15 protein-coding genes are annotated in these 18,082 nt (G+C 65.0%); 13 read left to right on the forward strand and 2 right to left on the reverse strand.

Going from position 1 to position 18,082, the window contains the following annotated elements; translation table 11 throughout:
* Positions 1 to 59 precede the first annotated feature (59 nt).
* The 4 genes from G542_RS0101890 to G542_RS0101905 are packed head-to-tail and all read left to right on the forward strand — an operon-like array spanning position 60 to position 6,453.
* Positions 60 to 1,514 carry an efflux transporter outer membrane subunit gene (locus G542_RS0101890; protein WP_034984851.1) on the forward strand — a complete coding sequence of 485 codons (1,455 nt, stop codon included), beginning with the start codon at positions 60 to 62 and terminating at the stop codon, positions 1,512 to 1,514.
* On the forward strand, positions 1,511 to 2,584 hold the full coding sequence (locus G542_RS0101895; RefSeq protein ID WP_081666709.1) for an HlyD family secretion protein: 1,074 nt from the start codon (positions 1,511 to 1,513) through the stop codon (positions 2,582 to 2,584). The genes G542_RS0101890 and G542_RS0101895 overlap by 4 nt, the downstream gene beginning before the upstream one ends.
* Positions 2,581 to 5,304, forward strand: a complete 2,724-nt coding sequence (gene rbbA / locus G542_RS0101900) for a ribosome-associated ATPase/putative transporter RbbA (RefSeq protein WP_027823234.1) — start codon at positions 2,581 to 2,583, stop codon at positions 5,302 to 5,304. The genes G542_RS0101895 and rbbA overlap by 4 nt, the downstream gene beginning before the upstream one ends.
* A 9-nt stretch (positions 5,305 to 5,313) precedes the next feature.
* Entirely contained in the window at positions 5,314 to 6,453 is a 1,140-nt protein-coding gene (locus G542_RS0101905; RefSeq protein WP_027823235.1) for an ABC transporter permease, read from the forward strand.
* A 361-nt stretch (positions 6,454 to 6,814) separates the two neighbouring features.
* Here the strand turns inward: G542_RS0101905 and pepT are convergent, their stop codons facing one another.
* On the reverse strand, positions 6,815 to 8,029 hold the full coding sequence (gene pepT / locus G542_RS0101910) for a peptidase T (RefSeq protein ID WP_012697706.1): 1,215 nt from the start codon (positions 8,027 to 8,029) through the stop codon (positions 6,815 to 6,817).
* 86 nt (positions 8,030 to 8,115) lie between these two features.
* On the reverse strand, positions 8,116 to 9,687 hold the full coding sequence (locus tag G542_RS0101915) for an AbgT family transporter (protein WP_012697705.1): 1,572 nt from the start codon (positions 9,685 to 9,687) through the stop codon (positions 8,116 to 8,118).
* A 357-nt stretch (positions 9,688 to 10,044) separates the two neighbouring features.
* On the opposite strand from G542_RS0101915, the gene msrP reads away from it, so the two are divergent.
* From msrP to G542_RS0101965, 9 genes are all read left to right on the forward strand, one after another.
* On the forward strand, positions 10,045 to 10,974 hold the full coding sequence (msrP, locus tag G542_RS0101920) for a protein-methionine-sulfoxide reductase catalytic subunit MsrP (protein WP_027823236.1): 930 nt from the start codon (positions 10,045 to 10,047) through the stop codon (positions 10,972 to 10,974).
* Positions 10,965 to 11,600: a protein-methionine-sulfoxide reductase heme-binding subunit MsrQ gene (msrQ, locus tag G542_RS0101925; RefSeq protein WP_012697703.1), complete on the forward strand. Its 636-nt coding sequence runs from the start codon at positions 10,965 to 10,967 to the stop codon at positions 11,598 to 11,600. Before msrP ends, msrQ begins: the two co-directional genes overlap by 10 nt.
* Before the next feature lie 260 nt (positions 11,601 to 11,860).
* On the forward strand, positions 11,861 to 12,760 hold the full coding sequence (locus G542_RS0101930; RefSeq protein ID WP_012697701.1) for a DMT family transporter: 900 nt from the start codon (positions 11,861 to 11,863) through the stop codon (positions 12,758 to 12,760).
* A 75-nt stretch (positions 12,761 to 12,835) separates the two neighbouring features.
* The gene (locus G542_RS0101935) at positions 12,836 to 13,186 is read left to right on the forward strand and encodes a SpoIIAA family protein (protein WP_012697700.1); all 351 of its coding nucleotides are present in this window, start codon (positions 12,836 to 12,838) and stop codon (positions 13,184 to 13,186) included.
* Between the two features lie 117 nt (positions 13,187 to 13,303).
* Positions 13,304 to 13,525, forward strand: coding sequence for a hypothetical protein (locus G542_RS0101940; protein ID WP_027823237.1), 222 nt, complete (start codon positions 13,304 to 13,306; stop codon positions 13,523 to 13,525).
* Between the two features lie 78 nt (positions 13,526 to 13,603).
* Entirely contained in the window at positions 13,604 to 13,816 is a 213-nt protein-coding gene (locus tag G542_RS0101945) for a hypothetical protein (protein ID WP_027823238.1), read from the forward strand.
* Between the two features lie 311 nt (positions 13,817 to 14,127).
* Positions 14,128 to 16,443 carry a Tex family protein gene (locus tag G542_RS0101955; RefSeq protein WP_012697697.1) on the forward strand — a complete coding sequence of 772 codons (2,316 nt, stop codon included), beginning with the start codon at positions 14,128 to 14,130 and terminating at the stop codon, positions 16,441 to 16,443.
* Positions 16,444 to 16,483: 40 nt separating this feature from the next.
* Complete coding sequence (locus G542_RS18370; protein ID WP_143714488.1) at positions 16,484 to 16,957, forward strand: hypothetical protein; 474 nt, start codon at positions 16,484 to 16,486, stop codon at positions 16,955 to 16,957.
* A gap of 273 nt (positions 16,958 to 17,230) precedes the next feature.
* Complete coding sequence (locus tag G542_RS0101965) at positions 17,231 to 18,046, forward strand: basic amino acid ABC transporter substrate-binding protein (RefSeq protein ID WP_012697695.1); 816 nt, start codon at positions 17,231 to 17,233, stop codon at positions 18,044 to 18,046.
* Positions 18,047 to 18,082 lie beyond the last annotated feature (36 nt).

Genomic DNA, 18,082 nt, shown 5'->3' on the forward strand with positions numbered 1-18,082 from the left:
AGCGACCCGCCGTATGATAGAGAAAGAAACTTGTCTGATTTAATTGGATCGGGTTTGTCATGCAGCGATTGCGCCAATCCGGAACACCGCCAGCCGGCCTGCTTTGCCTGGTCGTGTTGCTGTCAGCCGGAATGCTGGCCGGTTGTGCCGTGCCCACCGGACGGGTGACGGCAGATGCCGTGTTGCCGGTGCATTATCCTGGCGTGACCGCGGACGAAAACGCGTCGGCAGCCAGCCTTCCCTGGCAGGAGGTGTTCCGTGATCCGCACTTGCAGGCGCTGATCCGCCAGGCGCTGGCCTACAACCGCGACTTGCAGCTTGCCACCGCCCGGGTGGCCGAAGCGCGTGCGCTGTACGGCATCCAGGAGGCCGGCAGCCGTCCGGGGCTGGAACTCAACACCGCCGCTGCCCGTGGCCGTACACCGGCAGACCTGTCGATCACCCGGCAAGCGCAAGTGGCCGGTGAATACAGCGTCAACGCCGGCCTGATTGCCTACGAAATCGATTTCTGGGGGCGGGTGAAGAGCCTGCGCGAAGCAGCGCTGGCGCAATACCTGGCGACGGACGAAGCACGGCAGGCCTTTGAAACCAGCCTGATCGCGCTGGTGGCCAATACCCATCTCACCGCGCTGGAGCTGGACGAGCGCATCCGGCTGGCCCGCAAGACGCTCGCCAGCCGCGAAGAATCCTGGCGCATCATGCAAAAGCGCAGCGAAACCGGCGCCAGTTCCGATCTGGAGCTGCGCGAAGTGGAAACCCTGGTGTACGGCGCGCGCAGCGAACTGGCGCTCTTGGAACGCCAGCGCGCCCAGACCGGCGCCCTGATCCGGCAGCTGGTCGGCCATGCGCCTGTTGATGCACCACCGGCCCGGCCGCTGGATCAGCAGGAACTTACCCGCCCCCTGCCGGCGGGCCTGCCGTCCGCGCTGCTGACCAACCGCCCGGACCTTCGCGCGGCCGAGCTGCGCCTGCGGGCCAGCCAGGCCAGCATCCGCGCTGCCCGCGCCGCCTTCTTCCCCAGCATCGTGCTGACCGGCACGGCCGGCACCGCCAGCGCCGAGCTGGGCGGCCTGTTTGCCGGCGGCAGCGGCAGCTGGAATTTCATGCCGGTCCTGCGCATGCCGCTGTTTGACGGCGGGCGCACGCAGGCAAACCTGGATCTGGCCACGGCCCGCCAGCTGGTGGCGGTGGCCGAGTACGAATCCGTCATCCAGACCGCGTTTCGCGAAGTGGCCGATGCACTGGCCGCCAGCCACTGGCTTGGCGTCCAGGTGGTCGAGCAGCAATCCCGCCTGCGCGCCGAATCGGAGCGGACGCGGCTGGCCCGGCTGCGCTACGAGCGCGGCGTCAGCAGTTACCTCGACGTGCTGGACGCCGAGCGCGCGTTGTTTGTCGCCGAGCAGACGCTGGTGCAGGTGCAGCGTGCGCAGATGGCAGCCACGGTCGATCTCTACAAGGCGCTGGGCGGCGGACAGGCCGGTGCCGGCAGTGACAACAACAAGGAACAACCATGATGAAACCCGAAATCCGACGCTGGCTGGTCCGTGGTCTGGCCGTGGCCGGTGTCGTGCTGGTCGCGCTGCTGGTGTGGAAGCTGGTGTATTCCGGTGGCGAGGATGGCCGCTTTGCCCGGGGCAACGGCCGGATCGAGGCCACGGAAGTGGACGTGGCGGCCAAGAGCGGCGGCCGGGTGGCGGAAATCCTGGTCAACGAGGGGGATTTCGTGCAGGCCGGACAACTGGTGGCGCGCATGGATCAGGCCTCGCTCGCCGCGCAGCTGACCCAGGCGCAGGCGCAGCTGGCCAACGCCCGCAGCAGCCGCGAAACCATGCTGGCGCAGGTGGCGCAGCGCGAGGCCGACGTGGTGATGGCCGAGGCGGTGCTGGTGCAGCGTCGTGCCGAGCTGGACGTGTCCGGCAAGACCCACGCGCGCTCGAAAGCCCTGCTTGCCGACCGCGCCACCTCGGCCCAGCAGGTGGACGACGACGCGGCGCGCCTGCGCAACGCCGAGGCCAACGTCGCGGTGGCCAAGGCGCAGATCGCCGCTGCCCGCGCGGCCTTGCTGGCGGCCAGGGCGCAGGTGGTGCAGGCGCAGGCCGGCATCGACGCGGCCGAAGCGGTGGTCAAGCGGCTGGAAATCGACCTCGCCGACGGCGACCTGCACGCCCCGCGCGCCGGCCGCGTGCAGTACCGCATCGTGCAGCCGGGCGAGGTGATCGCCGGCGGCGGCAAGGTGGTCAGCCTGGTGGACATTGCCGATGTCTACATGACCTTTTTCCTGCCCGAGCAGGCCGCCGGCAAGGTGGGGCTGGGCAGTGACGTGCACATCGTGCTCGACGCCGCGCCGCAGTACGTGCTGCCGGCCAGGGTGTCCTACGTCGCCAGCGTGGCCCAGTTCACGCCCAAGTCGGTCGAAACGCAGGACGAGCGCCAGAAAATGGTGTTCCGCGTCAAGGCGCGACTCGACCCCGCGCTGCTGAAGAAATACGCCAAGCACGTGAAAACCGGCCTGCCGGGCATGGCCTACGTTCGGCTTGACCCGGCCGCCGCCTGGCCGGCGAAGCTGGAGGTACAGCTGCCGTGAGCGACGCCGACCGTTACGTCGTCCGGCTGCACGGTGTCAGCCACCGCTACGGCGCGACACTGGCGGCCGACGCGGTCACGCTCGACATTCCGGCCGGCTGCATGGTCGGTTTCATCGGCCCGGATGGCGTGGGCAAATCCACCTGGCTGGGCCTGATTGCCGGCGCGCGCAAGGTGCAGGAGGGGCGGGTGGAAGTGCTGGGCGGCGACATGCGCAGCGCGCGCCACCGCGAAACGGTCTGCCCGCGCATCGCCTACATGCCGCAAGGACTGGGCAAGAACCTGTACCCGACGCTGTCGGTGTTCGAAAACATCGACTTCTTCGGCCGTCTGTTCGGCCAGGGAGCCGACGAGCGCCGGCGCCGGATCGACGAACTGCTGACCGCCACCGGCATGTCGGCGTTTGCCGACCGCCCGGCGCAAAAGCTCTCCGGCGGCATGAAACAGAAGCTCGCCCTCTGCTGCGCGCTGGTGCACGACCCGGACCTGCTGATCCTCGACGAGCCGACCACCGGGGTCGACCCGCTGTCACGCCGCCAGTTCTGGGACCTGATCGCCCGCATCCGCGCCGGCCGGCCGTCCATGAGCATCCTGGTTGCCACCGCGTACATGGAAGAAGCCGGGCAGTACGACTGGCTGGTGGCGGTTGATGCCGGACGGGTACTGGCCACCGGCTCGCCGGCCGAGCTGCGCGCGCGCACCGGCTGCCCGACGCTGGAAGCGGCATTCCTGTCGCTGCTGCCGCCGGCACGGCTGGGCGACCACCACGAACTGGTGATTCCGCCGCTGACTGCCGGCGAGGTGGTGATCCACGCCCGCGCGCTGCAAATGCGCTTTGGCGACTTCGTGGCGGTGGACGACGTCAACCTTGACGTACGCCGCGGGGAAATCTTCGGCTTTCTCGGCTCCAACGGCTGCGGCAAGTCCACCACCATGAAGATGCTGACCGGCCTGCTGTCGCCCAGCCGCGGCGAGGCGCGGCTTCTGGGCGAAGTGCTCAACGCCGGCAATATCGCCACCCGCCGCCGCGTCGGCTACATGTCGCAGGCGTTTTCGCTGTACGGCGAGCTGAGCGTGCGGCGCAACCTGCTGCTGCACGCCCAGCTCTTTCACCTCAGCGAAGACGAAACACGTACACGCATCGACGAGCTGGTGGCGCGCTTCACCCTCGCCGACGTGCTCGAGCAGCGCCCGGACAGCCTGCCGCTGGGCATCCGCCAGCGCCTGCAACTGGCGGTGGCGGTGCTGCACAAGCCGGACGTGCTGATCCTGGACGAGCCGACCTCGGGGGTGGACCCGGTGGCGCGCGACCATTTCTGGGAGCTGATCATCGGCCTGTCGCGCAACGACGGGGTGACCATCTTCATCTCCACCCACTTCATGAACGAGGCGCAGCGCTGCGACCGCATCTCGCTGATGCACGCAGGCAAGATCCTCGCCAGCGACAGCCCGGCCGGCCTGATGACCAGCCGCAATGCCCTGACGCTGGAGGATGCCTTCATCGCCTATCTGGAAGAGGCCAGCGGCCAGCGGCGCGAGCCGCTCCAGCCGGTGGCGATGCCGGCTACGGTCGAGCACGCCCCGGTCCGCCCGGCGCGCTTCAGCCTGGCGCGGCTGTGGAGCTTCAGCGTGCGCGAAAGCATGGAACTCCGGCGTGACCCGGTGCGGCTGACGCTGGCGATGCTGGGCAGCATCATGCTGATGCTGGTGATGGGCTACGGCATCAACATGGACGTGGAGGGGCTGGAGTTTGCCGTGCTCGACCACGACCAGAGCGTGACCAGCCAGAACTACACGTTGCAAATCGCCGGTTCGCGTTACTTCAAGGAGCAGCCGCCGTTGCAGGGGCACGCCGACCTCGACCAGCGGCTGCAAAGCGGCAAGCTGGCGATGGCGATCGAGATTCCGCCCGGCTTTGGCCGTGACGTGGCGCGCGGCACGCCGACGCAGGTGTCGGCATGGCTTGACGGGTCGATGCCGATGCGCGCCGAGATCGCGCAGGGTTACGCCACCGGCGTGCACACGCAGACGCTGATGCAGGGCGTGGCGCAGGCGACCGGCAGCCCGCCGCGCGCACTGGCCGACGTGGAAGTGCGCTACCGCTACAACCCGAACATGCTGAGCCTGGTGGCGATGGTGCCGGTGGTGATCCCGCTGATGCTGGTGTTCATCCCGGCGATGCTGACCGCGCTGGGCGTGGTGCGCGAGAAGGAGCTGGGCTCCATCCTCAACGTCTACACCACGCCGGTGACCAAGCTGGAATTCCTGCTGGGCAAGCAGCTGCCGTACATCGGGCTGTCGATGTTCAACTTCGTGCTGATGTTCGTGCTGGCGATCACCCTGTTCCAGGTGCCGTTCAAGGGCAGCCTGCTGACGCTGGTCGCCGGTGCCCTGCTGTACGTCACCGCCACCACCGGGCTGGGCCTCTTGATGTCGGCGCTGACCAACAGCCAGGTCGCCGCGCTGGCCGGCACCGCCATCGGCACCCTGCTGCCGGCGATCCAGTTCTCCGGCATGATGAACCCGGTGTCGACGCTGGAAGGCGCCGGCGCCGTGATCGGCGCGCTGTATCCGACCACCCACTTCCTGACCCTCAGCAACGGCACCTTTTCCAAGGCACTGGGCTTTTCTGCGCTCGGCGGCTCGTTGTGGCCGCTGGCGCTGGCAGTGCCAGTGCTGACCGTGCTGGCGGTGGTGCTGCTGCGCAAGCAGGCCAAATAGGGGGACACCATGCGCTTGAACCTTGAACTGCTGCGCCACACCTGGTTTCTGGGGCTGAAGGAATTCCGCAGCCTGGCCGGCGACAAGGCGATGCTGTTCCTGATCATCTTCATGTTTACCGGCGCGGTGTATTCCGACGCCCGTTCACGCCCCGAGTCACTGTTCCGCGCAGCGGTGGCGGTGGTGGACGAAGACCAGTCGCAGCTGTCGGAGCGCATCATCGCTGCGCTGCACCCGCCGCAGTTCATCGAGCCGGAGCGCGTCAGCCTCGCCGACATGGACCGCGGCATGGATGCCGGGCTTTACACCTTCCTGATCAACATCCCGCCCGGTTTCCAGCGCGACGTGCTGGCCGGCAAGGCGCCGGCGCTGCAACTGAACGTGGACGCCACGCGCCTGAGCCAGGCGCAGACCGGCACCGGCTACATCCAGAACATCGTCAACGACGAAATCCGCACCTTCGCCCAGCGCTACCGGGCGGTCGCCACGCAGCCGGTGGAGCTGGTGACGCGGGCAATGTTCAACCCCAACCTCAGCAACAGCTGGTTTACCGCCGTGACGTCGATCATCAACAACGTCACCATGCTCGGCATCCTGCTCACCGGTGCGGCGCTGCTGCGCGAGCGCGAGCACGGCACCATCGAGCACCTGCTGGTGATGCCGGTGACGCCGCTGGAAATCATGCTGTCGAAAATCTGGTCGATGGGCGTGGTGGTGTTGCTGGCGTCGTCGTTTTCGCTGCTGGTGGTGGTCAAGGGTGTGCTGGCGGTCCAGGTGGCCGGCTCAGGCTGGCTGTTCGGATTGGCCACGCTGCTGTACCTGTTTTCTGCTGCGTCGATCGGCATTTTCATGGCAACGCTGGCCAACAGCATGCCACAGTTCGGGCTGATGTCGATCCTGGTGCTGCTGCCGCTACAGATCCTTTCGGGCTCGATGACGCCGCGCGAAAGCATGCCGGATACGATCTACTGGCTGATGTCGCTGGCGCCGACCACCCACTATGTTTCGCTGGCGCAAAGCATCCTGTTCCGCGACGCCGGGCTGGCGACCCTCTGGCCGTCCCTGCTGGCCGTGGCACTGATCGGCGCGCTGTTTTTCGTGCTGGCGCACTACCGCCTGCGCCGCACCATCGGCTCCATGCAGGGCTAGGACCGGCCGGTGCGCCGGAATGGAGGCTGTCCGGACGCGGACCGGAGCCGGCCGGAAAAGGAAGGAGCCTGCACCCGGGCGAAAAGCCGCCGCCGGAAGCCCGCCGGAACCTGCCGGATGAGTGCGGGCTTCCGGTCTTGCCTGGCCGGGCCGGCCAAGGATCTGGCGATGATGGTATTCACCGGCCGGTGAATCCTGATGGCGTTGACGCCAGGCTCCGGTGCGTCACCCCGCTGGACAGGGCTGCGAGCTGGTGTCCTGCTCCCCGGCCAGCCACCAGGCATGGCCGGGCCCCTGGTTGCCGGATGGCGTGCCTGATGCCGGCCACGCCTGGCGGTCAGCTCAAGGATGGCAGGTTGCGTCAGCCGCCGGCGGCCCGTTCGACGATGCGCCGCGTCAGCTGGTACGACTGTTCAAACGGCGTCAGCGGCAGGAACTCGTAGATCGAGTGGAAGTTGTGCGCACCGGTAAAGTAGTTCGGCGTGCACACGCCGCGCGGCGACAGGGCCGAACCATCGGTGCCGCCGCGCATCGGAATCACCTTGGGTTCGATCGCCAGATCCTGCAGGCCGGCGAAGATCAGGTCGATGGCGCGACGGTCGTCGCCCAGGGACTGGGCGATGTTGGCGTATACGTCGCTGACGCGGCAGCTGATGCCGGCGCGCGGGTGGCGGGCCTGCACCAGCGCCACCGCCTCGCCGACAAAGCGCTTGCGCGCCTCGAACGCGTCGCGGTCAAAGTCGCGGATCGCCATCTTCAGCACCGCCTTGTTCGGGTTGGCCTGCAGGTCGGTAAACCAGAAGTAGCCGTCACGCCCGGCGGTATGCTCGGGGGTATCGGTGCGGTCAAAATGCGCCATCAGGTCGGTCAGCACCCGGATCGGGTTGACCAGCACGCCCTTGGCCGACATCGGGTGCGCGGTGACGCCGGTGACGGTGATCTCCACCGAAGCGGCGTTGAAGGTTTCGTACACCACCTCGCCGCACTCGCAGCAGTCAATGGTGTAGGCAAAATCGACCGGAAAACGCGCCAGATCCATCTGCTTGGAGCCGCGCAGGCCGATTTCCTCGTCCGGCACGAACGCCACCACGATGTCGCCGTGGCGTTCCGGCAGGTTGGCCAGCAACGTCATCACGATGGCGATCGCCGCCTTGTTGTCGGCACCCAGCACGCTGCTGCCGTCGGTCACCACGATCTCGTCGCCTGCGTACGGGCGGATTTCCGGGTGCTCGGCCACGCGCAGCCAGGTGTCGGTGTCGGCGTTCAGGCAGATGTCGCTGCCGTCAAAGGCCACCACTTGCGGCCTGATGTCGGGCGAGAGGCCGACATCCACCGTATCCAGATGCGCGACAAAACCGATGCGCGGCGCATCCGGCTGCTTGCCGGGACGGCGCGCGGTCAGGATGCCGTGCGCGTCGACATGCACGTCGCACAGGCCCAGCGTGGTCAGCTCGTCTGCCAGCAGGCGGGCCAGCGTCAGCTGACCGGGAGTGGACGGGACGGTGGTGGCGCTGGCGTCGCTCTGGCTGGAGATGGCGACGTAGCGCAAAAAGCGTTCGAGCAATTGTGTTTTCATGAGAAGCAATCCGGGTCTTCAACGGCCGCCCCAAGAGGCGGCGGGAACAGCGCCCCGCCCGGTGACGGGCGGGGCGGATCAATGGCTCAGGGCTGCGGCGGGTAAACGTAGCCGCTGTCAAAACCCAGCGGGATGCCCAGGCCCCAGAACAGGTAGAGCGTCGCGGTCAGCACCACCAGCAGGCCAACGGTGTAGGGCAGCATCATCGAGCACAGCGTGCCGACGCCCGAATCCTTGCAGTACTGGCGGCAGTACATCAGGATCAGCGGGTAGAACGCGAACATCGGCGTCGAGACGTTGACCGCCGAGTCCGAGATGCGGAACGCCGCCTGCGTCAGCTCCGGCGAGATGCCCACCGCCATCAGCATCGGCACGAATACCGGCGCCAGGATCGCCCACTTGGACGACGCCGAGGTGATGATCAGGTTCAGGCAGGCGGTCAGCAGGATGATGCCGAACACGGTGAAGCCTGCCGGCATCGCCAGGTCCTTGAGGAATTCGGCGCCGGAAATGGCGATCAGCGTGCCGATGTTGGAGCGGCCGAACGAGTACAGGAACTGCGCGCAGAAAAAGCCGAACACCATGAACGAGATCAGCGAGCGGGTGATGTTTTCCATCGACGCAGTCACGTCTTTCGAGGTCTTGAACTTTTTCACCGCAAAGCCGAACACGAGGCCGGGAATGGCGAAGAACAGGAACAAGAGCGGCACGATGGCCTGCATCACCGGCGCCTTCGGGCTGGTCAGGCTGCCGTCCGGCGCGCGCCACAGCGAGTTTTCCGGTGCCAGCAGCAGCGCGAGGCCCGCGATCAGCGCCAGCATGGTCAGGCCGGCGTAGCGGAAGGCGCGGTTTTCTTCCGGCGTGATGTGGCGCAGGTTCTGGTCTTTTTCGGTATCCAGCTCGGCGTTGAGCGGCAGGCTGGCCTTCAGGCGCGGCTCGACGATACGGTCGGTGATGAACCAGCACACCGCGATCACGCCGAAGGTGCCTCCCAGGCTGACGAAGTAGTTGCACAGCACGTTGACGTCGTACGCCGGGTCGATGATGCGCGCCGCGCCCTGCGTGAAGCCCTGCATGATCGGGTCGATGGTCGAGGGGGTGTAGCTGGCGGTAAAGCCGCCGGCCAGACCGGCAAACGAGGCGGCGATGCCGGCCAGCGGGTGGCGGCCGCAGGCGTAGAACATCATCGCCGATACCGGCATCAGCACCACGTAGGCCGAATCGGATGCCATGTGGCTGACCACGCCGACGAACACCACCGCCGGCGTCAGGATCTTCTGCGGCGTGATGTTGAGCAGCTTTTTCAGCAGCACCTGCACAAAGCCGCTGCCCTCGGCGATACCGATGCCCAGCGTGGCGACGATGGTGATGCCCAGCGGCGGGAAACTGATGAAGTTCTTCACCATCAGGGTGACGAAGGTGGTCAGCTCGTCGGGCGAGAGCATGTTGACGACCTGGATCACGTCGCCGGTCAGCGGGTGGCGGTAGTCGAAGCTGACGTACGACAGCACCCACGACAGGCCCCAGCACACGAAGAGTGCGTACAGGAACAGCATGGTGATGTCGGGCAGCTTGTTGCCGACGCGCTCGATGGTGTTGAGGAATCCCGTGGACGGGCCCCCGGCCTGCGGGGGGCGGGCTTCGCTGATAGCAGTCATGGTTCTCCCTTGTGTATGGAATGCCGGCGGGGCCGGGGCAGGGCTTCGGTGCGGACACCGTGCCGTGCGTTATGGGCATCGTGACGTACGATATGACCGCTATATTAGGAATCAATGGAGTTCTGTATTTGACGCTGGTCAAGCATGTCTGGGCGCAAAACTTGTCTTTGTTAAATACTTCATAAAGCCGGCGGCTTTCCGGGTGGCTGATGTACCGGATGCGTGACTCCTCCTGCCTGATGCCAGCGGGGATCATTTGCCGATAATGATGTGCCGTCAGGATATGAGCGCACCGGGCCCGACAACCCCTGCAAGACCACCCCGGCCGGTGTGCTTGCGTGACTACGGAAAACCATCATGCTGATCCGCCTTGCCGACCCTGCCGCTCCCTTGCCCTCCGAAATCACTCCGCAGTCGCTGTACCTGGACCGCCGCCGCTTTCTGGCCGGTGGTGCTGCCGCTGCACTGGGACTGGCCATGCCGCGACTGGAGGCTGCGCCGCTCACGACCCGTCCGGGACCGTTTCCTTCGGGTGATACGCCCAACCGGCTGAGTGAAATCACCAGCTACAACAACTTTTACGAATTCGGCAGCAGCAAGACCGATCCGGCGCGTGAAGCCGGCCAACTGGTGGTCCGCCCCTGGACCCTGACGGTTGGTGGCGCTGTCGCCAAACCGCTGACACTGGATTACGACGAGCTTTTCCGCATCGGTGATCTGGAAGACCGGGTGTACCGCCTGCGCTGCGTCGAGGGCTGGAGCATGGTTGTCCCGTGGGTGGGCGTACCGCTGGCCACCCTGCTCAAGCGCGCACAACCCACTGCAGCCGGCAAGTTCGTCGAGTTCGTCACGCTGGAGCGCCCGGCGCAGATGCCCGGCCAGCGCACCAGCCTGCTGCCCTGGCCCTACCGGGAAGGGCTGCGGATCGACGAAGCCATGCATCCGCTGACACTCCTGGCCGTCGGGCTGTACGGCCAGACGCTGCCCAACCAGAACGGGGCGCCGGTGCGGCTGGTGGTGCCGTGGAAATACGGTTTCAAGAGCATCAAGTCGATCGTGTCCATCCGGCTGGTCGAGCGCGCCCCGCAGACGACCTGGAACCTGAGCGCACCCGGAGAGTACGGCTTTTTCGCCAACGTGAATCCGCAGGTCGACCATCCGCGCTGGAGCCAGGCCAACGAACGGCGCGTGGGTGAGTTCCGCCGGCGTCCGACCCTGATGTTCAACGGCTACGGCGAACAGGTAGCCGGCCTGTACCGCGGACTGGACCTGCGCAAATGGTATTGATGACGGGCTGGCGGCAGCGCCTGCCGGCCTGGGCCCCGGCCGTGGTGTTCGGCCTGTGTCTGGTTCCGGCCGGGCTGACCGGTTTTACGCTCTGGCAAGGACTGGCGGCTGATCCGGCCGATTACCTGACCCGCCAGAGCGGCTGGTGGGCGCTGGCCCTGCTGTTGCTGACCCTGCTGGTCCGCCCGCTGGCGCATCACCTGCACTGGCCGGCACTGATGCGGCTGCGCCGGCAGCTGGGACTGTGGTCGTTTGCCTGGGCCGTGGTGCACTTTGCGGTCTATCTGCTCCTCAGTGGCGGTGAATGGCCGGTAATTGCCGACGATATCCGCAAAAGCCCGTACATCGTGCTGGGCTTTGCCGCATTCCTGCTGCTGTTGCCGCTGGCGCTGACCTCTACCCGCGCGGCCATGCGCCGGCTGGGCAAAAACTGGCAGCGGCTGCACCGGCTGGTATATGCAGCTGCCATTCTGGCTGCATGGCATTTCTGGTGGCTGACCAAGTCGGACCTGCGCGAGCCGGCGCTGTTTGCCGGCGGACTGACACTGCTGCTGGCCTGGCGCATCTGGCGGTCGGTACGCAAGGCGGTGCCGCACAGGGCGGGCGACGGGCGGCAAAAGCCGTAGGTTCAAGGGTCAATCTCCTGTTACCATTGGCATGTCTGGCGCCGGAATGCATGGCAGACAGGCAGGGCAGGGTATGCGATGCATCCTGCCATGCCTGCAAGCAGCCGTACCTCGCCGGTGCCTGCACTCCTGGCTGGTCATGCGGCAGCTTCTGCCCAGGCTCCTGAGTGCTGCTTCTGGCCATTTGCCTGGCTGTCCTTTTTTGTGGACGGGGTGACGCTGTTTTCCCCGACCTTTCTTCTGCGACCTGATTGACCGTTATGCCTGCTCCCGCTCCTGCCGTTACGCCGTCCGTTTCCGTCTGGCAGCGGGTCAAGACCGGGCAGCTGGGATCTGCCTGGATGCTGGTGGCCTCGGCACTGTTCGGCTGCATGGGCGTGTGCGTCAAGTTCGGCAGCAGCGATTTTGATGCACCGGCACTGGTGTTCTGGCGCAGCGTGTTCGGCGCCGTGGTGCTGGGCAGCCTGGCGCTGCTGCGCGGCAAGCCGGTCCTGACGCCGCTGTGGACCTTGCAGGTCAAGCGCAGCCTCTTCGGCTTCTTTTCGCTGGTGGGCTATTTTTATGCGCTGACGCAGCTGTCGCTGGCTACGGCCGTTACCCTGAACTACACCTCGGCGATCTTTCTGGCGTTGCTGTCCCTCGTGTGGCTGCGCGAGCGGCTGACCCCCCGCATCCTGCTGGCGCTTTTACTGGGGCTGGCCGGCGTATCGCTGCTGCTCAAGCCGGCGGTGGGCGACGGACAGTGGCTGGCAGGGCTGGTGGGACTGAGCTCCGGCCTGACGGCTGCCTGTGCCTATCTCCAGGTGCGCGAGCTGTCGCGCATGGGCGAGCCGGAATGGCGTGTGGTGCTGTGGTTCAGCACGGTCGGCTCTGTCTGCGGGCTGGTATGGGTCTGGCTGGGGGATTCACGGGTCCTGCCGACCACGACGGCCAGCCTGTGGCCTTTGCTGGGCATGGGGCTGACCGGCATGCTGGCACAACTGGCCCTGACACGCGCCTATGCCGAAGGACGCAAGTTCGTGGTGGCGTCGCTGGCTTACTCTACGGTGATTTTCTCGGCGCTTTTTGGCGCGTGGCTGTTTGGCGACCGGCTTGGCCCCGACAGTCTGGTCGCCATTGCCGTGATCGTGGGCAGCGGCATCATTGCCAGCCGGCGTTGACGTGGCGCAACGCCGTTTTTTCAGGCTGCGCTAGGATGTGATGTAGAACAAAAGATTCCAGACAAGGAGAACCTGATGATTTCGATCCGTGAGCAGGAATACGGGCTGGACGTGGCCATCTACAACGAGTTCACGCTGGCCGACTTCAAGGACTTTGAAGTGGCCCTGCTGGATTACAAGATGCGCAAGGGGCAGCCCAACGTGCTGCTCGACCTGTCGGAAGTCATGGACTTCACCATCGACATGGCCATCGAGGAACTGCGTTTCGTCCGGGCGCACCAGCACGATTTCGGCCGGGTGGCCGTGGTGGTGAAGGATGGCTGGATGAAGCTCGCCACCCATATTGCCGACCTGCTGGCCAATACCGAAACCGCCCACTTTGAAGACGGTGATGCGGCGCGTGCCTGGTTGCACGACATGATCTGATCCGGCCCGGTGCCGGGAGCACGACAGCACCGCCCGCTACCCGGGCGGTGTTTTTTTCACCGGCCGCAGTGTCTTGCGGCCGGTCATGACGCCGCAAGGCGCATCAAGGGGACTCCGATGGATTACAGCTCGATCAAGGAAATCTCGCCAGCCCAGCTGGAAACCGCCATTGTCGAGGCGCTGGAAAAGCTGGTCGGCAAGCCCTGCGACGTGCAGATCAACGTACTGGAATTTGTCGAAGAGGAAGACCTGCCGGACAACGAGGCGTTGCAGTTTGCCGTGCATGCCGTCTTTTTCGACTGGCCGGTGACCCGGCGCGCCGAGGACTTCATGCTCTGAGGACGCCGTCGTGGCGCCACCCGGCAGGATATTAGGGTAAGCTAACATACCTTTTTCCATTGAGTGTGAGTGCCTGACATGACGCGTAGCGAATCCCTGTCGCTGGCTGCCTCCTTGCTGGGTGGCGCCCTGACTTCTTCCGATCTGGCCCGCCAGACCGATGCCCAGCTGGCCGACCGGCTGTTTGCCCTGGCCGAGGCCATTGAGCGCCGGGCGGCGCGTGCCGCTGGCAATCCGGCCACTTCCAGGTCATCGGTCAAGCTGGGCGGGCTGCTGTCGGCCATTCACTGACCATTGTTACTGGCGCGGCAGCTGCCGTTGCATCCGGTCACATCCGGTGCGGTGGCCGTCGGGCTGCCGGTCATGACGATCTGCATGGCTGGTGAGCCGTACCGGGCCGGATGCTGAACGGTGCCGGTCCGGCTTGCTGTACGGCTCCGGACTGCGGGCGGGCTTCGACCCTGACGGGATTGCCATGCAACGCGCACGCCGGACCGCGAAGGCGGGCGCTGCTTCGTGGTGGCCTGGTTCCGGTTCCTTGCGCTGACGTTGCCCGGCGGGCTCTGCTAAAGTCCCGCCTTTCGCACGATTCCCGATTCACCATGTTGAAACCGATTGCCGAGCGCATTGCCGAGGAACTCAAGGTCCGCACCAGCCAGGTGGCAGCCACCGTGGAGCTGCTGGACGGCGGAGCAACCGTGCCGTTTGTGGCCCGTTACCGCAAGGAGGCCACCGGCGGGCTGGATGACACCCAGCTGCGCCAGCTGGACGAGCGTCTGCGCTATCTGCGCGAGCTGGACGAGCGGCGCGACAGCATTCTCAGATCCATCACCGAGCAGGGGAAGCTGACCGGTGAACTGGAAGCGGCATTGTATGCTGCAACCGACAAGACCCGGCTGGAAGACCTGTATCTGCCCTACAAGCCCAAACGGCGTACCCGCGCGCAGATCGCCCGCGAAGCCGGGCTGGAGCCGCTGGCAGAAAGCCTGCTGGCCCGGCCGGAGCAGGAGCCCGAGCAGGCGGCAGCGGCTTTTGTCGATGCCGGCAAGGGCGTGGCTGATATCAAGGCCGCCCTTGACGGGGCACGGGCCATCCTGATCGAGCGTTTTGCCGAAGATGCCGGCCTGCTGGGACGGCTGCGCGACAAGCTGTGGCTGGAGGGCGAGCTGGTCGCCAAAGTGGTGCCGGGCAAGGAAACTGCCGGTGCCAAGTTTTCCGACTACTTTGATCATCGCGAGCCGGTCCGGTCCATCCCGTCACACCGGGCGCTGGCCTTGCTGCGCGGTCGCAACGAAGAAGTACTGACGCTGGCACTGGCCTGGCAGCCCGAGGACGTGCCGCTGACCCAGCGCAGCGAGTACGAAGCCATCATTGCCACCCAGGTGGGCGTGCGCGACGGTGGCCGGCCGGCCGACAAATGGCTGCTGGATACCGTGCGGCTGACCTGGCGCGCCAAGATTTTCCTGTCGCTGGAACTCGAGGCCATGAACCGCATGCGCGAGTCCGGCGAGGAAGAGGCGATCCGCGTGTTCGCGCGCAACCTGCATGACCTGCTGCTGGCTGCCCCGGCCGGTCCTCGCGCCACGCTCGGCCTGGACCCCGGCCTGCGTACCGGCGTGAAAGTGGCCGTGGTGGATGCAACCGGCAAGCTGCTCGATACCGCGACCATCTACCCGCACGAGCCGCGCCGGGACTGGGACCGCTCCATTGCCGTGCTGGCTGCGCTGTGCGCGAAGCACCGGGTGGAACTGGTGGCGATCGGCAACGGGACGGCCAGCCGGGAAACCGACCGGCTGGCTGCCGAACTGATGCAAAAGCATCCGCAGCTGGGCCTGACCAGAATCGTGGTCAGCGAAGCCGGGGCTTCGGTGTATTCCGCCAGCGAACTGGCTGCCCGCGAGTTTCCCGAACTGGACGTATCGCTGCGTGGCGCGGTGTCGATTGCCCGGCGCTTGCAGGATCCGCTGGCCGAGCTGGTCAAGATCGATCCCAAGTCGATCGGGGTCGGCCAATACCAGCATGACGTGAACCAGAGCCATCTGGCGCGTTCGCTGGACGCCGTGGTCGAGGATTGCGTCAACGCGGTGGGGGTGGACGTGAATACCGCGTCGGCAGCGCTGTTGACCCGGGTTTCCGGTCTCAATGCCACGCTGGCGGCCAATATCGTCAGCTACCGCGATGCCCATGGTGCGTTCGGCAGCCGCAAGCAGTTGCTGGAAGTGCCGCGTCTGGGTGACAAGACCTTTGAACAGGCTGCCGGCTTTTTGCGCATCATGAACGGCCTGAATCCGCTGGATGCCTCGGCCGTGCACCCGGAAGCCTACCCGGTGGTCGAGCGCATCGTGTCGCGTACCGGGCGTGATGTGAAGGCCCTGATCGGCGACAGCAGTTTCCTGAAAACCATCAAGCCGTCCGAACTGACGGATGAACGGTTCGGCCTGCCGACGGTGATGGACATCCTGCGCGAGCTGGACAAGCCGGGGCGTGACCCGCGACCGGAGTTCAAGACGGCTGCATTTGCCGACGGCGTGGAGGACATCAAGGACCTGCAAGCGGGCATGCTGCTGGAGGGCGTGGTGACCAACGTGGCCAATTTTGGTGCATTTGTGGACATCGGTGTGCACCAGGACGGGCTGGTGCACATTTCCGCACTGTCAAAATCCTTCGTGGATGACCCGCGCAAGGTGGTCAAGGCGGGTGATGTGGTCAAGGTCAAGGTGGTGGAAGTGGACCTCGGCCGGCGCCGGATTGCCCTGACCATGCGGCTGGATGATCCGCTGGACGGCAGTGGATCGTCGGCATCGCGGCGCAGCGCCGGAGCAGGAGGGGAGCGCCGCTCGTCCGGTGGCGGGCGACGTGAAGAGCGTGCCGGTGGCGGGGCCATGGCCGAAGCATTTGCCCGTCTGAAACGCGGCTGATTGTTACGCCAGACAAAAAAACGCGCATTTCCTTTCGGAGATGCGCGTTTTTTTACATTTCATGACTGGACAATCAAAAGCCGGAGAGGCTTATTTTTTCTGCCTTGCGGCTGGTTTGCCGGCCGGAGACTTTTTAACTTTGTTGGTTTTGGCTTGCGTGCGTTTGGCTTTGCCGGCTGGCTGGGCGACCGGTTTTTTTGGGGAGGCTGCTTTGGCTTTGCGAGTGGATTTCAGCGCTGTGGCCTGTTTCTTGCTGGTACGCGCCGAGGTGGTCTTGCGGGTGACTGCGGGCTTGCCAGCCTTGTTGCTGCGCGCGGTGACGGCCTTGCCGGAGCGGACAGACTGCCTGGCGGATCTGGCGTTGGAGGTACGGGGCTTTTTCTGTACGCCGGCCTTTTTGGCCTGCCTGTTCTTTGCGGCCGGGCGTGAGGCCGTATTGCGCTTTTCGGCTTTGGGCGCCGGTGCTGGAGCCGGGCGAGCGGACCGGGCGGGCTTGGTATGTGCCGGCATGTAATCACCCGGCAATGGCAGGTCTTCGGCGTAGGCAAACGGGCTACTCGCCATCAAGGACAGACTGATCAGGCCTGTGGCGATAAATCCCTTTAAATCAATGGTTTTTAGGATGTTTTGCATAAAATTGAATATTGGGCAGAAATTAATCCCGGAACTTTATTTATTTGTGCTTATTGAGAAATGAGCGAACTGGCAGTTATATTAGCACGCTTGAGATAGCCTGTTTTGCACTGGGTGGATCTCGTTTCATAGCGAAATCAGTGGAGGAATTCACATGCAGTTGTCACGTAGAAACTTGGTGCTGTCGGCTATCCTGTCGGCAGTGGTTCTGGCTGGTTGCGGCAAGAAAGAAGCCGCTCCCGAGGCAGCTGCAGCCGCTCCGGAAGCACCGGCCGTGAAGGAATATGTGGTCGGTACGGATGCGGCTTATGCTCCGTTCGAGTACGAAAACGACAAAAAGGAAGTCGAAGGCTTCGATATTGACGTCTTGTCGGCTGCGGCTGAAAAAGGCGGCTTTAAGGTCAAGTTCATCAATACGCCGTGGGAAGGCATTTTCGCCAGCCTTGGCAATGGCGACCGCGACATCGTCGTGTCGTCCGTGACTATCACAGACGAGCGCAAGCAGACCATGGATTTCTCCGAGCCGTATTTCGAGGCCCGCCAGCTGATCGTGGTCAGCAAGAATGACGCCGCTGGCATCAAGAAGTTTGCCGACCTGAAGGGCAAGAAAGTTGCCGTCCAGACCGGTACGACCGGCGATGAAGTCACCCAGAAACTGCTGGGAAAGAGCAGCCCGGACATCAAGCGTTTTGAAAGCACTCCGCTGGCCCTGAAGGAGCTGGAAAACGGTGGTGTGGACGCTGTGGTGGCCGATAACGGCGTGGTGGTGAACTACCTCTCCAATAATGGTGACAAGGGTCTGGTGTCGGTTGAAGATACCGAAAGCTTTGCACCGGAGTACTATGGCATTGCCGTGAAGAAGGGCAACCAGGCCTTGCAGGAGCAGATCAACAAGGGGCTGGCAGCCATCAAGGCTGATGGTACCTACGACCAGATCTACGCCAAGTGGTTTGGTGCCAAGCAGCAGTAAGTCTGGCAACTCGCGTGATGCCTGTCTGCGGACGGG

It is taken from the genome of Laribacter hongkongensis DSM 14985 (assembly GCF_000423285.1).
GTDB classification, from domain to species: Bacteria; Pseudomonadota; Gammaproteobacteria; order Burkholderiales; family Aquaspirillaceae; genus Laribacter; species Laribacter hongkongensis.